Consider the following 16,105-nt stretch of genomic DNA (forward strand, 5'->3'; position numbering starts at 1 on the left):
GGCTGACACAATCCGCCCATGATGAAACCGAGCCCAGCCCTGGACTTCCGCCGCGAGCTGCTGCGCGCCGACCTGATGGCCGCCTTCGTCGTCAGCGTGCTGCTGATCCCGCAAAGCCTGGCCTATGCGATGTTGGCCGGCTTGCCGGCGCAGGTCGGCCTGTACGCCAGCCTCTTGCCCTTGCTGGCCTATGCGGCCTTGGGCTCCAGCCCGGTCTTGGCGGTCGGTCCGGTGGCGGTGCTGGCGCTGATGATCGCGCAAGCCTTGGGGCAGTTGCCTTCGGGTGTCAGCCCGTCTGAAGGGGCGCTGGTCTTGGCCGCTGAGATTGGCCTAATCTTGTTGCTGGCCGCCGCCCTGCGTTTGGATGCGCTGGCCTCGCTTCTGTCGGTGCCGGTTTTGCATGGTTTTGAAACCGGCGCCACCCTGGCCATTGCGATGAGCCAATTGCCGGTGCTGCTGGGCAGCGCCGCCAAGGGCTTTGACCTGCCGACCTTGGCCAGCGAATGGCTGCACACGCCGCGCGCCTGGCAAGGCCTGACCGCGGTCTTTGGCGTTGCGACCTGCGCCCTGCTGCTGGGCGCGCGCCGCTGGCTGCCGCCGACCTGGGCGCGCCTGATGCCGCTGGTGCTGCTCTTGGGGGCGATGCTGCTGGCCGCTTGGGGTGACGCCGGTTCACGCGGCGTGGCCTTGGTCGGCACGCTGCCGCCGCTGGACCTGAGCCTGACGATCCCGCGCCTGGACCCGGCCATGTGGTTGGGCCTGTTGCCGGATGCCTTGCTGGTTGCCTTGATGGCCTATGTGTCAAGTCTGGTGGTGGCCGAGTCGCTGGGGCGGCGGCGTGTCAAGCTGGGCGATGCGCGGGTCAATCCGGCGGCCGAATTGCGCGGCCTGGCGGCGGCCAATCTGATGGCCGCGCTGAGTGGTGGCATGCCGGTGGCCGGCAGCTTTTCGCGCAGCGTGCTGCTGCATGATGCAGGCAGCCGCACCCGCCTCAGTGGCGTGTTCGTGGCCTTCTTCATGCTGCTGGCCATGCTCTTGCTCGCCACCCCGCTGGCCTGGTTGCCCAAGTCGGTGCTGGCCGCCACCATCTTGGTGGCCGTCTTGTCGGGCCTGAAGTTCAAGCCCTATGCCGAAGCCTGGCGTTATGCGCAGCCGGAGGCCGTGCTGATGGTGGCAGTGACTTTGATCGTCTTGTGTTGGAACGTCGCCGCCGGCCTCGGCCTGGGGGTGCTGGGCTCAATTGCCTTGCTGCTCAAGCGCACGGCGCGGCCGCATGTGGCGATGATTGGCCGCGTGCCTGGCACCGAGCATTACCGCAATGTGGATCGTTATGCGGTGGAGTGTTTGTCTGATGTGATGGGCCTGCGCATCGACGAAAGCCTCTTGTTCACCAATGCCCGCACCTTGGCCGATGTGGTGCAGGGCCATCTGCGTCAACAGCCCGGCGTGAAGCGAGTGGTGATCATGATGTCGCCGGTCAACAGCATCGACTTCAGTGGCCTGGAAGCGCTGCGCGAGTTGCATGACAGCCTCAAGCGTCAAGGCCTGCGCCTCGATCTTTCCGAGGTGAAAGGCCCGGTGCTGGACCTGCTCAAGGCCAGCGATTGGACGCGTTGGTTCGAGGGCCAGCTCTTCCTCAGCCACCACCAGGGCATGAGCGTCGAGGACTGGGTCAGCCCCTGAGCAGTTTTTCTTCCGCCAGCGCCAAAGCCTCGGGCACGCCGGACAGCACCAAGGTGTCGCCCACCTCCAGCATCAGCTGGTCATCGGCCTCCAGCACCCGGCCATTGGCCCGGCGCACCGACACCACCTTGACCGCCGCCGCGTGCAGCGACAGCAGGCCCAGGGTCTGGTGCACATAGGCGCTATTGGCCGGCAGGGTGATGCTGCGCAGCCGGGCATGGTGGCGTTCTTCCACGGTGTCGTCATCGGCACCATGGAAGTAGCCACGCAAAAGCCCATAGCGCGCATCGCGCGCGTCCCGCGTCAGCCGGATCACCCGCCGCATCGGCACGCCCACGAGCGCCAGCGCATGGCTGGCCAGCATCAGCGAACCTTCGATCGCCTCGGGCACCACGGCGGTGGCGCCGGCTTCGCGCAGACGCTCCAGATCGCCGTCATCGATGGTGCGCACGATCACCGGCACCTGCGGCGCGTGCTCTTGCACCAGATGCAAGATCTTCAGGGCCGAGGCGGTGCCCGGGAAACTGACCACCACCGCGCTGGCGCGGGCCAGGCCGGCGGCCATCAGGCTTTGCGCCCGCGCTGCGTCGCCAAACACCACGCTCTGGCCGGCCGCTGCCGCCTGGCGCACCCGGTCCGGGTCCAGGTCCAGGGCCATATAGGGAATGTTTTCGCCTTCCAGCAAGCGGGCCAGGTTCTGGCCGCTGCGGCCGTAGCCGCAAATGATGACGTGGGCTTCGGCCTTGATGGCCTTCTTGGCAATCGTGGTCAGCTGCAGTGACTGCATCATCCAGTCGCTGCTGGACAGCTTCATCACGATGCGGTTGCTGTACATGATCAAGAAGGGCGAGGCCAACATCGAGATCACCATGCCGGCCAGCACCGGGCTCACATATTGAGGTGCCACCAGCTGGTGCTGCACGCCCAGGGTCAGGATCACAAAGCCGAACTCGCCGGCCTGCGCCAGATACAGGCCGGTGCGCAAGGCCACGCCGCTGGGCGCCTTGAACAGCCGCGCCAGGCCGGCGATCAGGCCGAACTTCACCAAGATCGGCAGCACGCTCAAGACAATCACCAGCCACCATTGGTCGAGCAGCACATGCCAGTCCAGCTTCATGCCGATGGTGATGAAGAACAGACCCAGCAGCACATCGTGGAAGGGCCGGATGTCGGTTTCCACCTGATGTTTGAACTCGGTCTCGGCAATCAACATGCCGGCCACAAATGCGCCCAGGGCCAGCGAAAGGCCAAAGTGCTCGGTCAGCCAAGCCAGGCCCAGCGTCACCAAAAGCAGATTGAGCATGAAGAGCTCATCGCTCTTGTGGCGCGCCAGCAGCGTCAACCACCAGCGCATCACCCGCTGCCCGCCGACCAGCAAAATCGTCAGCAGCACACCAGCCTTCAGCGTCGCCCAGGCCAGCGATTCGGCCATTTCGGTGGCGCCACTGTTCAGCGCTGGGATCATCACCAGCAAGGGCACCACGGCCAAGTCTTGGAACAGCAGCACGCCGATGACGCGCTTGCCATGTTCGCTCTCCAGCTCCAGCCGCTCGGCCATCAGGCGGGCGACGATGGCGGTGCTGCTCATCGCCATGGCCGCACCCAGCACCAAGGCGCCCTTCCAGTCCAGGCCCCAACTGTGGCCCAGGCGGCTGAAGCCCCAGCTCAAACCGACCTGCAGCGCCACCGCGCCGGTGATGGTGATCACCACTTGCCAAGCGCCTAAGCCAAACACCAGGCGGCGCATGCTGTAGAGCTTGGGCAGGTTGAATTCCAGCCCGATCACAAACATCAGGAAGACCACGCCGAACTCGGCCAGGTAGCGGATGCTGGCGGTGTCGGCCGAGAAGCCCAGCGCGTGCGGGCCGATCAGCACGCCCACCACCAGATAGCCCAACATCGGCGGCAGTTTCATCGAGCGGCAGGCGACCACGCCCAGCACCGCAGCCACCAGGTAAAGCAGAGCCAAATCCAGAGAAGAAATCATGGTCCCGATGTTAAGCGGCGCCGCATGTCAGTTCAGCGCGGTGCCAGACCCAAATCGTCCAGCCGCAACAGCAATTCGCTGCGGCGCTCGCGTGCGACCAGGCGCCAGTCCAGGTCTTCCTGTGCGCCGATCAGGGCGTACAGCAGATTCATGCTGGCCGCGGGCCATTGCTGCTTGAGCCGGGCATAGAGGGCCACGGGCTCGTGCTGGCGCAGCTGCTCTAGTGTGTGGATGCCCAGCACCGCCAGCTGGGCTCGGCTGCTCGGTCCGAGTCCGCGCATGGCTCTGCCTCAGCCCATCGGCGTGCACAACTCGACCAGCGTGCCGTCCGGGCAGCGCAGATAGGCCACCGTTTGGCCCCAGGGCTTGGTCTTGGGCGGGTTGACGGCGCTGGCGCCGGCCTGCAGCGCCCTTTCGTAGGCGGCCGCCACATCGGGGGTGCTCAGGCCGATCTCCATGCCCAGCGGCGCGGCGCTGTCGCCAGCGGCCAGATAGTCTCGGCCGACGCTGTCGCGGGCCGTGGCGTGGTCGACAAAAGCCAAGGCGGTGGCGCCGGTTTCTACTTCGCCGTAACTGCCGGATTCGTGCAGGAAGCGGGTCTTCAGGCCGAAGGCGGCCTCGAAGAACTTCAGCGAGGCCGGAACGTCGGCGACATAGATGATGGTGTAGGCAAACTGCATGGTCTGGGCTCCCCGTCGGGTGTGTGGGTGAAAGTGATGGCCATCATGCCTGCCCGCTGCTGACAAGCGATGGCAGCAGCGCATATGCTGCCGACTATGACGCAAGGACATTGGAGTGTGCTGAACACATTGAGGAAGGATCCCGTTCGCCTGGCCCCGGCGCGGCGACGCCTGCTGAAGGCCGGTGTTGGCGCCGGCGCCACCCTGCTGGCGGGCGCCGGTTGGGGCGCAGGCCCGTCCAGTGCTACGTTTCGGCCACTGTCTTTGCACGCACCCTTGCTGAGCTTGGCCGCGCTGCGGACACGCGTGCTCGACAACGGCCTGGAACTCTTGACCGTGCCGACCGAGGGCAGCACGGTCAGCGTGCAGGTCTGGTACCGCGTGGGCGGTAAGGACGACCCGGCCGGTCGTTCCGGCTTTGCCCATCTGTTTGAGCACATGATGTTCAAGCGCACCCGCTATATGGCCAACGAGCAGTTCGACCGTATGACCGAGGATGTCGGCGGCAGCAACAACGCCTTCACGGCCGACGACATGACGGCCTACCACTGCGTGGTGCCGGCCAATCATCTGGAACCGATCCTGTGGGCCGAAGCCGAGCGGATGTCGAACCTGACCGTCGACCAGGCCAATTTCGACAGCGAACGCGCGGTGGTCAAAGAGGAATACCGCCAGACGGTGCTGGCCGACCCCTATGGGCGCTTGTTCAATGCCGTGCCCGGTTTGGGTTACCAACGCCACCCCTATCGGCGCCCGGTGATCGGCAATATCGAGGAACTGGATGCGGCGACCTTGCGCGACGTCAGCGACTTCCACGCCAATTACTACCGGCCCGACAACGCGGTGCTGATCATCGCCGGAGCCTTCGATGCCAAGCGGCTCGACGCTGCCGTGGACCGTTACTTCGGCAGCATCCGTCGGCCTGCCGCGCCGATCCCGCGCAGCCAGCTGGTCGAGCCACGCCGCATGCGCGACGAAAGCCACACGCTGGCCGCGTCGAGCGCGTCGATGCCGGCGGCCTTGCTGATCTGGCAGGGTCCCAAGGCCGGCAGCGTCGACGCCAGCGCCTGGGCTTTGGCGCAGGCCTTGCTGGCGCAGGGCGATTCCTCGCGCTTGTTTGAGGCCTTGGTGTTCCGCGATCAGCTGGCGCAAAGCGTCGGCTTTGAGGCGCAGCTGAACGCCGAGGCCGGGCTGTTGGTGGCGCACGCGATTGGCGCTCCGGGCCGCAAGGCCGCCGCGCTGGTGCAGCCGTTGGCGCGCGAGGTGCAGCGCCTGGCCGAGGAGCCGATCCGTCCAGAAGAACTGAACAAGGCCAAGACGCAGCTGCTGACTGCCGCCCTCATCAAGCGGCAGACGCCGCAGGGCTTGGGCGAACTGCTCGGCACGGCGGCCCTGTTGCGCGGAGATGCCGCGGCGGCCCAGCGCGAGTTGCAGGAACTGCAGCAGCTGACGGTCAGCGATGTGCAGCGCGTGATGCGGCGCGATGTGCTGCAGGGCGCGCGGGTGAATGTCATGTACAGCAGCGAGCCAAGCGCCGCGCTGGGGCGGGCATGAGGCGGGCTTGCTTGGGCGGCGCCTTGGCACGGCGCTGGGTGTTTGGCCTGGGCCTGGCTTTGAGCCTCGGGTGGGCCGCACCGGTAGCGGCCCAGCTGGGTTTTGATCGGCCGCCGCCGCCAGCACCGGCCCTGCCCTTGCAGCTGCCGGTGTTTCAGCAGGCCAGCTTGGCCAATGGCATGCGTTTGGTGGTGGTGGAGCGGCGCGGCTTGCCCTTGGTGACGGCCCTTTTGAGCGTACAGGCGGGTCATCTGCAGGACCCGCCGGGCAAGAGCGGCTTGTCCGAGTTGAGCCTGGCTGTCTTGAGCAAGGGCGCGCGGCAGGGGCCGCGGGTGCTGGATGCCGCGGCCATCTCGCATGCCGCCGACGCGCTGGGCGGTGGCCTGGAGCTCAGCACCGGCGCGCTCGGCAGCCGTTTGTCGATGACGGTGATGACGCCGCAGCTGGATGAGAGTCTGGCCCTGCTGGCCGCCCTCAGCCGCACGCCGACCTTGCCGAAAGAGGAGTTGGAACGCAGCCGCGCCCAGATGCTTGATGCGCTGCTACTGGACCAGACCGATCCGGCCGCGCTGGCCGAAAAGCTCGCCCGGCGGATTTTCTGGGGCGATGCCGGTCGGGGCCGACTGGCCAGCGCGCAGACGCTGGCCCGCATCAAGCTGGCGGATGTGCAGGCCTTTTGCCGTGAGCAAATGCGCCCCGAGCGTCTGACCCTGGTGCTCGCCGGTGATCTGGATCTGGCGCAGGGGCGCGTGTTGGCCCAGCGCCACTTCGGCAACTGGCGCCCTGCTCCGGCCGCCACTGCCGCGACCATGCGGGCAAGACCTGACCCCGCGCCGGCGGCTCGCTTGGACGGCTTGCCGACCAGCGTGCTGCTGGACCTGCCGGGCAGTGGGCAGAGTGCGGTTTTACTGGTGGCGCCCTTTGTGGGCCTGGCGACGCCGGAGCCCGGTACGGCTCAGGCGGAACAGCAGGCCTTGCTGCGGGCCGGCGCCTTGGCCAATGCGGTGCTCGGGCTGGGCTATTCCTCGCGCATCAACCAAGAGGTGCGCATCAAGCGAGGGCTGAGTTACGGCGCCTTCAGCAGCAGCGAATCGCTGCCGGGTGGCGGCATGCTCAGCGTCGGCGCGCAGACGCAGCATGTCAACGCCGCCGAGGTGGCGGGCCTGCTGCGCGACGAACTGCAGCAATTGGGCGAGACCGAGGTCACGGCGCCCGAGTTGGCGGCGCGGCAAGCCTTGCTGATCGGCGAGTTGGGGCGGCAACTGGACAGCACTCAGGGCTTGGCGGCCACCGCGGCCGAACAGCTCGAACGGGGCGAGGCTTTGGCCGATTTGCCGCGCCAGGCGGAGCAGTTGTATGCCACCAATGCCGCCGCGGTGCGAGACTTCGCGGCCCGCTTCTGGGCGGGCGCTACGCTGCGCAGTGTCGTCGTGGCAGATCTGGCCGCGGCCGGCGCCGGCCTGCTCGAGATGTTTCCGCAAGCCTGGGTGATCCCGGTCGAGCAACTTGATCTGGAGGCACCCGGCCTGCGCAAGGCGGCTCGTCGTAATTAGGCTGCCACTCAGGGCTGGGGTCAGGCCTTGCTAGAATGGCGCTGTCATTGGGGAGTAGCCGCCGCACATCAGGTGCGGGCCCGCGTCAACACAATTGATCCCACAGGATCATGGCGCCGGCAGCAGCAAGGGACCGAAACTCGGTTTCATCTGCCTGGCAAGACCTTTGACCACCCACACCTGCTTTGCGGCCGGCGTGTGCGTGGTCATTGGTTGCTACAAGCCGGCCGCGAAAGACTGATATGGAAGCTTTTCTCGTCTCCACCGGCCTCGTGGCGCTCGCCGAAATCGGCGACAAGACCCAGTTGCTGGCATTTTTGCTGGCCGCGCGTTTTCGCAAGCCCCTGCCCATTTGCCTTGGCATTCTGATTGCCACGCTGGCCAACCATGGCTTTGCGGGCGCTCTCGGTGCCTGGATCACCTCGCAAGTCAACCCACAGACCATGCGCTGGGTCTTGGGGGTAGGCTTTTTGGCCATGGCCATCTGGACCCTGATTCCCGACAAGATCGATGACGAGGTCGAAGGGGGCGGCAAGCTGAAGCTGGGCGTGATGGGCACCACCATCGTGGCTTTTTTCCTGGCCGAAATGGGCGACAAGACGCAGATCGCCACCGTCGCCCTGGCCGCTCGCTTCAACGACTTCTTCGCCGTTGTGGCCGGTACCACCTTCGGCATGATGATCGCCAATGTGCCCGCGGTGCTGTTGGGTGACCGCATTGCCCACAAGATTCCGCTGCGCCTGGTGCATGGGGTGGCAGCCTTGATTTTTGCCGCGATCGGCGTGGCAACTTTGGCCGGTCTGGGCGAGCGGTTCGGGGTTTGATAGACCTAAGCAACACTCCTGCACATTCAAGCCTAGGCGCGGGCCGATTTTGCTGGTTCAATCAAGCCCTGTTTGCTTGTATGTGATTGAGTTTGCCTAGGGAGCTCTTAATGACACAGCGTTCACGCGTTCTGCTCGTCGACGATGACGAATTGACCTTGCAAATGTTGGAAGCGACCTTGGAAGATGACTTCCAGGTCAGTTGCGTGAACAGTGGCACCGAAGCCTTGGCGCTATGTGCCCAGGGCCAGGCCTTTGACCTGGTGGTGCTGGATGTGGATATGCCTGGTCTGGATGGGTATGAAACCTGCAAGCAGCTGAAGGCTGCGCCCACCAGTGCCGATATCCCGGTGATCTTCCATTCCGCGCGGGTCAGCATTGACGAGCGTTTGCAGGGTTATGCCGCCGGGGGCTCGGACTACCTGCCCAAGCCTTTCGATGCCGGCGAATTGATCGCCAAGATTGGTTTGGTACTCAGCAACCGCGCTAAACAGGTTGAATTGAGTGGCCAGTTGGAAGAGACCATGAACGCGGTCCTCTCCACCGCCGACATGATGGGCGAGGCCGGCGTGGTGCTGGAGTTCCAGCGCCAACTCGGCACGTGCAACAGCTATGCCGATGTAGCGCAAGCGGTGTTTGATGCCTTGCAGCGCTACTCGTTGGAGGGCTGTGTGCGCATTCAGGGCCGTGGTGAGTTGATTGCCAGCAACAGCCGTGGCCCCTGCAGCGCGCTTGAAAACTCCATCCTCGACCATTTGATTGCCCAAAAGACCGGCCAACGGATTCGGCCACTGGGCCCGCATACCGGCTTTGCCTATGGTTCGGTGGTCTTGTTCGTCCGTAATCTGCGCATGGACCGCGGCGGCATTGAGATGGACCGCGGCGAATCGGAGCGCATGGGGCGTGCCATTGACAATGTGGCGATGCTGGTCGAAGGGGCCATCGTGCGGGTCGCGGCGCTCGACACCGAGTTGGCGACGCGCGATCTGGCTGACGTGAAGCATCTGGTCGGCATGACGCGCAATGCCTTGACCGACATTTCGGCACGTAGCAATACCCAGCGCATGGAGATCCAGCGCGTATTCGAGGATCTGACCGAAGAGGTGGAGGCCAGCTTTATGAAGCTGGGCTTGACCGATGACCAGGAGAACTTCCTCAGCAGCATCATCAAGAAGCATGCCGCCCAGGTGATGGAATCATTGGACAAGAGTCACGAGGTTGAACAGTTTCTTCGCCGGGTGATCAGCAAGCTCAATCAGCAAGTTTAAAGCGGGGCAGTTGCCATGCCTGCCGCTATTGAAGATCGTTTGGCGGCGGCTCAGACCCCGCCCCTGCCCCCTACTCAGTCGCCGCGCGAGCATACGCTGGGTGAATTGAAGCAGCGCTTGGACCAGTTGGTGGCGCGCAGCTCCTTGGTCTTCTTGACCTTGGTGATTGTGGGCGCGTCGATGCAAATGCTGACGCTGGCCGTGCAGGTCGAGTTGAGCTGGCCCGAACGAGTGGCGCGCATGGGGACCAGCGCCTTTGTGCTGGCCAGTGCCTTGTTCTCGGTGGCGCTTGCGCGCCTGGTGGGGGTGCGCGCCGCCACCGCGTTTTTCAGCATTGCGGCCATGCTCATCCTGTTTGTGGCCGCCGGCATATACGGGCTGGGCCTGCATTCATCCGGCATGGCCGGCGTGCTGCTCTTGCTGGCGGCGATGGGTTTGATGGTGGGGCCGCAGGCTGCCAAATGGGCCACCGTGGCGGCCGTGGTGGGCTATTTGACCCTGTGGATTCTGGAGGTCAATGGCACGATCCCCGGCGTCAGCACTGGCAACACCCCGCCCTTGGCCAGCTATGCCGTGGTGTTCATCGCCAGCTCCTTGATTTTGGGCTGGATGGCGCTGCGCTACGGTTCTTTGTTCTGGGAGGTGACCGGTTCGCTGGAGCGCTCGCGGCGGCTCTTGGCGGACACCGTCAAGGCTCAGCAGACGGCGGCCCTGGGGCTGCGAGAAAGCGAGGAGCGCCTGCGCATCTTGCTGGACAACTCGCTCACCTGCATTCAGATTCTGGAAGGCGACACCGGTGCGCTGCGCTTTGCCAATGCCCAGACCCTGGTGGCCTATGGCTGCACCCGCCTGACCGAGCTGGACGCGACGTTGATGTACCCGGGTGAGCCCTTCTCCAGCGAGCAGATGTTGCAACGCTTGCGGCACACGGTCGAGGTCGGCAGCGCGCAGTATTTCGAGTGGCAGTCGCGCCGCATGGATGGCGCCCCAATCTGGTGGGATATCAAGTTAGACAGACTGCAACTCGGCGAAGAAATCTGTGTCGTGCTGTTTGCACATGACATCACCGCGCGGGTGCGCGCCGAGACCGAACTGCGTATCGGCCGCGCCCGACTCGAGGACGAGGTGCAGGCCCGTACCGCCGAACTGGTGGCCGAGAAACAGCTGATGCAGGACATTTTGGAGGCCTTACCGATCACGCTCAGCATCCGCAATCTGCAAGGGCGCTACACCTTGGTGAATCGCAATTTTGAGCAGGCGACCCAGCTGACCCGAGCGCAGGTGCTGGGTGCCAGCGCGCGCGAGCTGTTTCCGGCCGAGGTGGCCGCCGAAATTGCCGATGGCGATGCCAAGCTGATGGCGGGCGCGCCCAGCCTGACCACCGAGCGTCAGTTCGATGATGCGCTGGGCAGCATGCACGACTACCTGGTGACCACCGTGCCCTTGCTGGATGTCAACAAACGGACGGTGGCCATGTTGAACCTGGGCACCGATGTGACGCCCCTGAAGCGGCTGCAGCGCGATTTGAGCCAGGCCAAGGATGAGGCCGAGCGACTGGCTGTGGCCAAGAGCGAGTTTTTGGCCAATATGAGCCATGAAATCCGCACCCCATTGAACGCGGTGCTGGGCCTGGCACAACTTGGCATCAGCCGCAGCGGCGACCCGGCGGCCGCACGCAGCGGCTTCGAGCGCATTGTTCGCTCTGGCCGGCATTTGCTTGGCGTCATCAACGACATCCTCGACTATTCCAAGGTGGAGAGCGGCAAGCTCGACATTGAAAGCCTGCCCTGCAATTTGAGCCATTTGGTCAAGGAGGTCACCGACCTGGTGTCCGAGCGCGCCGACGCTAAGAATCTGCGCCTGCGCATCGAATACAAGGCCAATGCCGACTGGGTCATGCTGGACGCCTTGCGGGCCACTCAGATCCTGGTCAACCTCTTGTCCAACGCCATCAAGTTCACCGAGAAGGGGCGTGTGGTGCTGGGGGTTGAGCAGTTAGATGGGCGGCTGCTGTTCAGCGTCACGGACACCGGCGTGGGCATCGCACCCGAGAATGTTTCGAAGGTGTTTACCGCCTTCGAGCAGGCCGATTCCTCCACCACACGCAAGTTCGGTGGCACCGGCTTGGGCCTGAGCATCAGCAGCCAGTTGGCGGTCTTGATGGGCGGGCGCATCACCGTCAGCAGCGAATTGGGGGTCGGCTCATGCTTCAAGCTCGACCTGCCGCTGCTGCTGGCCGCGCCGGAGGTCTCCGAGCCTGACTTGGCGCCGCCGCCGTCTATGTTGATGGTCGATATAGGGCCCGATCCCTTGCGGGGGCTGCGCGTCTTGATCACCGATGACGTGGACATCAATCGAGAGATCTTGCAAGACATGCTGAGCAACGCCGGTGCCGAAGTGATGGCCTCGGACAGCGGTGCGCAGGCCGTGGCGCGGGTGCGTGAGGCCGGTTCGGACGGCTTTGATCTGGTCCTGATGGACATCCAGATGCCGGACATGGACGGCTACGAGGCCACCCGGCGCATTCATCAACTCGCGCCGCAACTGAAGGTGATTGCCCTGACCGCCCATGCACTGCCGGAGCAGCGGCGCCGCTGCTTGGCGGCCGGCATGGTGGCGCATGTGACAAAACCGATTGACCAGGCCGAGTTGATCCAGGTCTTGATGTCGCAGGCCGAAGGGATGCCGCGGCGAAAACTCAGTGAGCGCCCCGCTGCGCCTGCTATGTCGGTGGTCGGCGCGCCCGCGTCTTCGCCTACTGCTGGGTCGACTGCGCCGGCAACCATCGACGCCGCATCGGTCTGGCCGCAGATCCCGGGCACTGACTTCAATGCTGCACTGACCCGCTGCGCCGGCCGGCATGAACTGCTGGCCAAGCTACTCGGCACTTTTGCCAAGCAATATGCGCAGCATTTGACGCAGTTCGAGGAGGCCCGCGTGACTGGGTTGCCAGCACTTTGCAGCGCGGCACACCGCTTGCGTGGCTTGGCCGGCAATCTGGGCCTGGACAGCCTGGCGCAAAGGGCCTCGGCGCTTGAATTGGCGGCCGGTCCCAAGGGCGACCCGGCCGACGTGGGTGAGGCGCTGGACACCCTGAATCGGGAGTTAGGTCCGCTGGTCAGCGAAGTCGCCGAATGGCATCGGCGTTATGGCCTGAGAGCTGGCTGACCCACTGCCGCGCCTTCGGTGGAAACCCTGCTTGCGCTTCACGAGGCGCTCAACGTTGGCGCATTCCTGCGCATCGAGTCGCTGATTCGCTCGCCGTTTCGATGTGAAAAGGCAACTCGAAGGGTTTCTCCCTGTGCGCATATCGCCTATCTCGGCGAAAGAATGCGCACACCGCACTTTTACGGTCCGGGAAACCGGGGCTCATGGTCGAAGCGACTGTGTCGCCCGCGCTCAATACCGCTAACCAAAATCGATTGGAGTGTTTGATGTTGAAGAAAACTCGACTGAGCAGTGCCTTGGCACTGGTTTACGCAGGCGGCTTGACCCTGCTCGGGGGCGCCGCCTTTGCGCAGGAGACGCTGGAACGCGTGCAAATCACCGGTTCGGCGATCAAACGGATTGAGAGCGAAAGCGCCGTGCCGGTCACCACGCTGACCCAGGCGGACATCAAGAAATCGGGCGCCACCACGGTGACCGAGCTGATCCAAGCCATGCCTCAGATGCAGGGCTTCACGGCTTCGTCGGCCTCGGTGAACGGCGGCGGCGGCGGCCAGACCAGTGCGGCCTTGCACGCGCTGGATCAGAAATACACCCTGGTGCTGTTGGACGGCCACCGCTTTGCCCCGTTCTCGGGCGACGGCTCGGTTAATCTGTCCAGCCTGCCTTTGGATGCTATCGAGCGCGTCGAAGTGCTGACCGACGGCGCATCGGCCCTGTACGGCTCCGACGCCATTGCCGGCGTGGTCAACTTCATCCTGAAGAAGAACAAGACCGATGGCGGCGTGGCCGCAACCTACAACTCGCCGCAACAATCGGGCGGCAAGAGCTGGACCGCCAGCATCACCAAGGGTTTTGGTGACATCAATACCGATGGCTACAACCTGCTGCTGAGCTACAGCCACGACAAGCAGGAAAAGCTGCAGGCCAGCCAGCGCGATGTGTCCAAGCGCGGCGCCATGATTCCGTTCAGCTACGGTGGCAAGAACTACTTCTATATGCAGTCGACCGGCAATACCGAGCCGGCCAACATCACGGCCAATGCGGCCAATCCGGTGACGTACAACCCGTACTACAACGCCAATAAGAATTGCGGCGGCGACAACGCCTCCTATCTGGATGGCGGTGGCTGCCGTTTCAATTACGCCGCCACGGTGCAGGCGATTCCAGGCTCGGTGCGTGACGGTGGCTTGGCCTCCTTGCGCGTGAAGCTCAATAGCGACACCACGGTGCACGCTGATTTGTCCTTGTCCAAATTCACGATGACGGCGCAATATGCGCCATCTGCACAGCCGATGTCGCTGTCGGCGACCTCATTGCCGGGTTTGTGGAATGCCTATGTTGTGCCCTACTTGGCCGCCAATAATCTGACGGCTACGACGGCGACGATGGGTGAACGCGTGGTTGGCGCCGGTGGTCGTACCGACGACTATGTCACCAAAAACCGCCATCTGGTGTTGGGTGTCGATGGCTTGGCCGCGGGCTGGGACTACTCGGTCAGCTTGGTGATGTCCAAGAACAATCTGGAAGACAACGCCGCCGGCGGCTACTTGGACTTCGATAAGTTCAGCGCATTGATCAACAGCGGCGCATACAACCCGATTATTCCGGTCGCGGGCCAGAACGATAAACTTGGCCCCACGATCTTGCGCGAGAACCTCAGCAAGACCGAAATTGAGATGAACCAGTTGAGCATTCACGGTTCGCGCGAACTGTTCAAAATGCCTGCAGGCATGAGTTCAGTTGCGACGGGCGCTGAGTTCACCTCCCTGCACCACACGGTTGCCTATAGCGACTTGATGCGGTCGGGCAATGGCACCGATTCGGCACCCACTTCCAGCAACTACCCTGTCGGTGGCAACTATGGCCAAGTGCCATTTGATGCCTCGCGCAGTGCCTACGGCGTCTTTGCTGAATTGGCCTTGCCCTTGGCCAAGAAGTTGGATGCCTCGCTGGCCGCTCGTTATGACCATTACTCTAAGGTCAAGAACAAGCAAATTTATGACCCCAGCAATGGCAAGCGCTTGGCCGATGCTGAGCAGGGCAATGAGTTCAACGCCACCACCTACAAGGCCAGCCTGCGCTACCAGCCCATCGATCAGCTGCTGCTGCGCGGTTCGTACGGAACCGGTTTCAAGGCTCCGAACATGCCCGACATCGCCGGCCCATTGGCCTTCGCTGGCAGCTCGCAGACCTTTGCTTGCCCCTTCCCAGGCTCGCCGGGTTGCTTGCCGGGCAACGCTCAATATGACCTGGTCTCGGGCGGCAACTCGGCCGCTGGAGCGAACGGCCTGAAGCCTGAAAAGTCCAAGCAATGGACCCTGGGCTTCCGTGTCGACCCCTTCAAGGGCTTGTCCTTCGGCGCCGACTGGTGGTCGGTCAATATGACCAACCAGATCGTGAGCACCGGCATTCCGCAGAAGATCGCTTTCACCAATGCTCAGCAGTACGCGGGTCTCTTCATCAACCCCTACATCGATCCGGGTTCGAAGATCACGACGATTGCCTACATCCAGAGCCCGTTCAACATGGGTCAGGCCGAGTACCAGGGTGTCGACATGGACCTGGCTTTCCGCACCACGACCGGCATGGGTGAGTTGACGGTGAACCTGATGGCCACTCACATGCTGAAGCAACGCTATCAGCTGATCGAAGGCGGCGACTGGAATACCGACCTGGGTATTTTTGGCCCGGACCTGAAGGTGGTGTTCAAGAACGCGATCCATTTCCAGACTTCTTTGCGTACCGGCAGCTTCTTGAATACCCTGGCCGCGCATTACAAGTCTGGCTATAAGGATCAGTCTTTTGTGGCCGCCGAAGGTGCCGTCTTCAACCAAGGCGCCGATGGCAATCGCACCGGCAGCGCGATCGACTTCCCAGGCTTGGACGTGAAGAGCTACACGACCTGGGACTGGCAGACCCGCTACGACCTCAGCAATGCGCTGCAGCTGACCTTCGGTGTGAAGAACCTGTTCGACACCAAGCCGCCCATGTCCTTGCAGAACGGTGGTGGCGGTAACCAGGCCGGCTACGATGGCCGTTATGCCGACCCTCTGGGCCGTACCTACTATCTGACCGGTTCGTACAAGTTCTGAGTTAGATCTCTTCCGGATGCCGATCGCATTGATCGGCATTCCGGTAGACACTTCGCCCGAAGGCCTGCACAGCGATGTGCAGGCCTTTTTCATTGGCCAGAGATTGTTCGCTTCGTGGGTCGGTGTGAGGCGGATGTCGGCACTTAGCAGTCCTTCGGTTTGGCGGTGATCAGGCCACTTGGGGGCTTTGCGCCGCTCCTGTCCCCCGCCCCGGGCTTGCGCCCAGGGCTCCTCCTGATATCTACTCATTCCGCTCCGTCCGTGCTGACCGGAGCTCGCCGAAACGATCCCGCGAT

The 16,105-nt window shown here is 63.7% G+C and carries 10 protein-coding genes and 1 riboswitch; of the genes, 7 read left to right on the forward strand and 3 right to left on the reverse strand.

From position 1 onward, the window contains the following. Positions 1-18: 18 nt before the first annotated feature. Positions 19-1,683, forward strand: a complete 1,665-nt coding sequence (locus WG899_RS16195) for a SulP family inorganic anion transporter (RefSeq protein WP_339596692.1) — start codon at positions 19-21, stop codon at positions 1,681-1,683. On the opposite strand, the gene WG899_RS16200 is transcribed toward WG899_RS16195, so the two are convergent. Genes WG899_RS16200 through WG899_RS16210 form a run of 3 tightly spaced genes read right to left on the reverse strand, consistent with a single transcriptional unit; the run spans position 1,673 to position 4,350 of the window. Further along, the gene (locus tag WG899_RS16200; RefSeq protein WP_339596693.1) at positions 1,673-3,670 is read right to left on the reverse strand and encodes a monovalent cation:proton antiporter family protein; all 1,998 of its coding nucleotides are present in this window, start codon (positions 3,668-3,670) and stop codon (positions 1,673-1,675) included. The two genes, WG899_RS16195 and WG899_RS16200, sit on opposite strands and share 11 nt — an antisense overlap. A gap of 32 nt (positions 3,671-3,702) precedes the next feature. Continuing rightward, a complete protein-coding gene (locus WG899_RS16205; RefSeq protein WP_339596694.1) occupies positions 3,703-3,951 on the reverse strand; it encodes a TfoX/Sxy family DNA transformation protein in 249 nt (82 codons plus the stop codon). Positions 3,952-3,960: 9 nt separating this feature from the next. Beyond that, a complete protein-coding gene (locus WG899_RS16210; RefSeq protein WP_339596695.1) occupies positions 3,961-4,350 on the reverse strand; it encodes a VOC family protein in 390 nt (129 codons plus the stop codon). Between the two features lie 129 nt (positions 4,351-4,479). Here WG899_RS16210 and WG899_RS16215 point away from each other — a divergent pair, with 129 nt between their 5' ends. The 6 genes from WG899_RS16215 (at position 4,480) to WG899_RS16240 (ending at position 15,809) form a co-directional block, all read left to right on the forward strand. Continuing rightward, the gene (locus WG899_RS16215) at positions 4,480-5,904 is read left to right on the forward strand and encodes a M16 family metallopeptidase (protein WP_339596696.1); all 1,425 of its coding nucleotides are present in this window, start codon (positions 4,480-4,482) and stop codon (positions 5,902-5,904) included. Then, a complete protein-coding gene (locus WG899_RS16220) occupies positions 5,901-7,457 on the forward strand; it encodes a M16 family metallopeptidase (RefSeq protein ID WP_339596697.1) in 1,557 nt (518 codons plus the stop codon). The genes WG899_RS16215 and WG899_RS16220 overlap by 4 nt, the downstream gene beginning before the upstream one ends. 30 nt (positions 7,458-7,487) lie before the next feature. Continuing rightward, a riboswitch (yybP-ykoY riboswitch) is annotated at positions 7,488-7,643 on the forward strand. Positions 7,644-7,699: 56 nt separating this feature from the next. Beyond that, complete coding sequence (locus tag WG899_RS16225; RefSeq protein ID WP_339596698.1) at positions 7,700-8,281, forward strand: TMEM165/GDT1 family protein; 582 nt, start codon at positions 7,700-7,702, stop codon at positions 8,279-8,281. Between the two features lie 110 nt (positions 8,282-8,391). Beyond that, positions 8,392-9,549 (forward strand): response regulator, encoded by a 1,158-nt coding sequence (locus WG899_RS16230; RefSeq protein WP_339596699.1) that lies wholly within the window; start codon positions 8,392-8,394, stop codon positions 9,547-9,549. A 15-nt stretch (positions 9,550-9,564) separates the two neighbouring features. Next, positions 9,565-12,717 (forward strand): response regulator, encoded by a 3,153-nt coding sequence (locus tag WG899_RS16235; RefSeq protein WP_339596700.1) that lies wholly within the window; start codon positions 9,565-9,567, stop codon positions 12,715-12,717. 266 nt (positions 12,718-12,983) lie between these two features. Then, entirely contained in the window at positions 12,984-15,809 is a 2,826-nt protein-coding gene (locus tag WG899_RS16240) for a TonB-dependent receptor domain-containing protein (protein ID WP_339596701.1), read from the forward strand. Positions 15,810-16,105 lie beyond the last annotated feature (296 nt).

Origin of the sequence: Paucibacter hankyongi (assembly GCF_037482915.1) — a bacterium.
GTDB lineage: Bacteria > Pseudomonadota > Gammaproteobacteria > Burkholderiales > Burkholderiaceae_C > Paucibacter_A > Paucibacter_A hankyongi.

Coding starts and splice junctions, on each gene's coding strand:
- WG899_RS16195 (WP_339596692.1), top strand. CDS start 19: ATGATGAAACCGAGCCCAGCCCTGGACTTCCGCCGCGAGCTGCTGCGC.
- WG899_RS16200 (WP_339596693.1), bottom strand. CDS start 3,670: ATGATTTCTTCTCTGGATTTGGCTCTGCTTTACCTGGTGGCTGCGGTG.
- WG899_RS16205 (WP_339596694.1), bottom strand. CDS start 3,951: ATGCGCGGACTCGGACCGAGCAGCCGAGCCCAGCTGGCGGTGCTGGGC.
- WG899_RS16210 (WP_339596695.1), bottom strand. CDS start 4,350: ATGCAGTTTGCCTACACCATCATCTATGTCGCCGACGTTCCGGCCTCG.
- WG899_RS16220 (WP_339596697.1), top strand. CDS start 5,901: ATGAGGCGGGCTTGCTTGGGCGGCGCCTTGGCACGGCGCTGGGTGTTT.
- WG899_RS16225 (WP_339596698.1), top strand. CDS start 7,700: ATGGAAGCTTTTCTCGTCTCCACCGGCCTCGTGGCGCTCGCCGAAATC.
- WG899_RS16230 (WP_339596699.1), top strand. CDS start 8,392: ATGACACAGCGTTCACGCGTTCTGCTCGTCGACGATGACGAATTGACC.
- WG899_RS16235 (WP_339596700.1), top strand. CDS start 9,565: ATGCCTGCCGCTATTGAAGATCGTTTGGCGGCGGCTCAGACCCCGCCC.
- WG899_RS16240 (WP_339596701.1), top strand. CDS start 12,984: ATGTTGAAGAAAACTCGACTGAGCAGTGCCTTGGCACTGGTTTACGCA.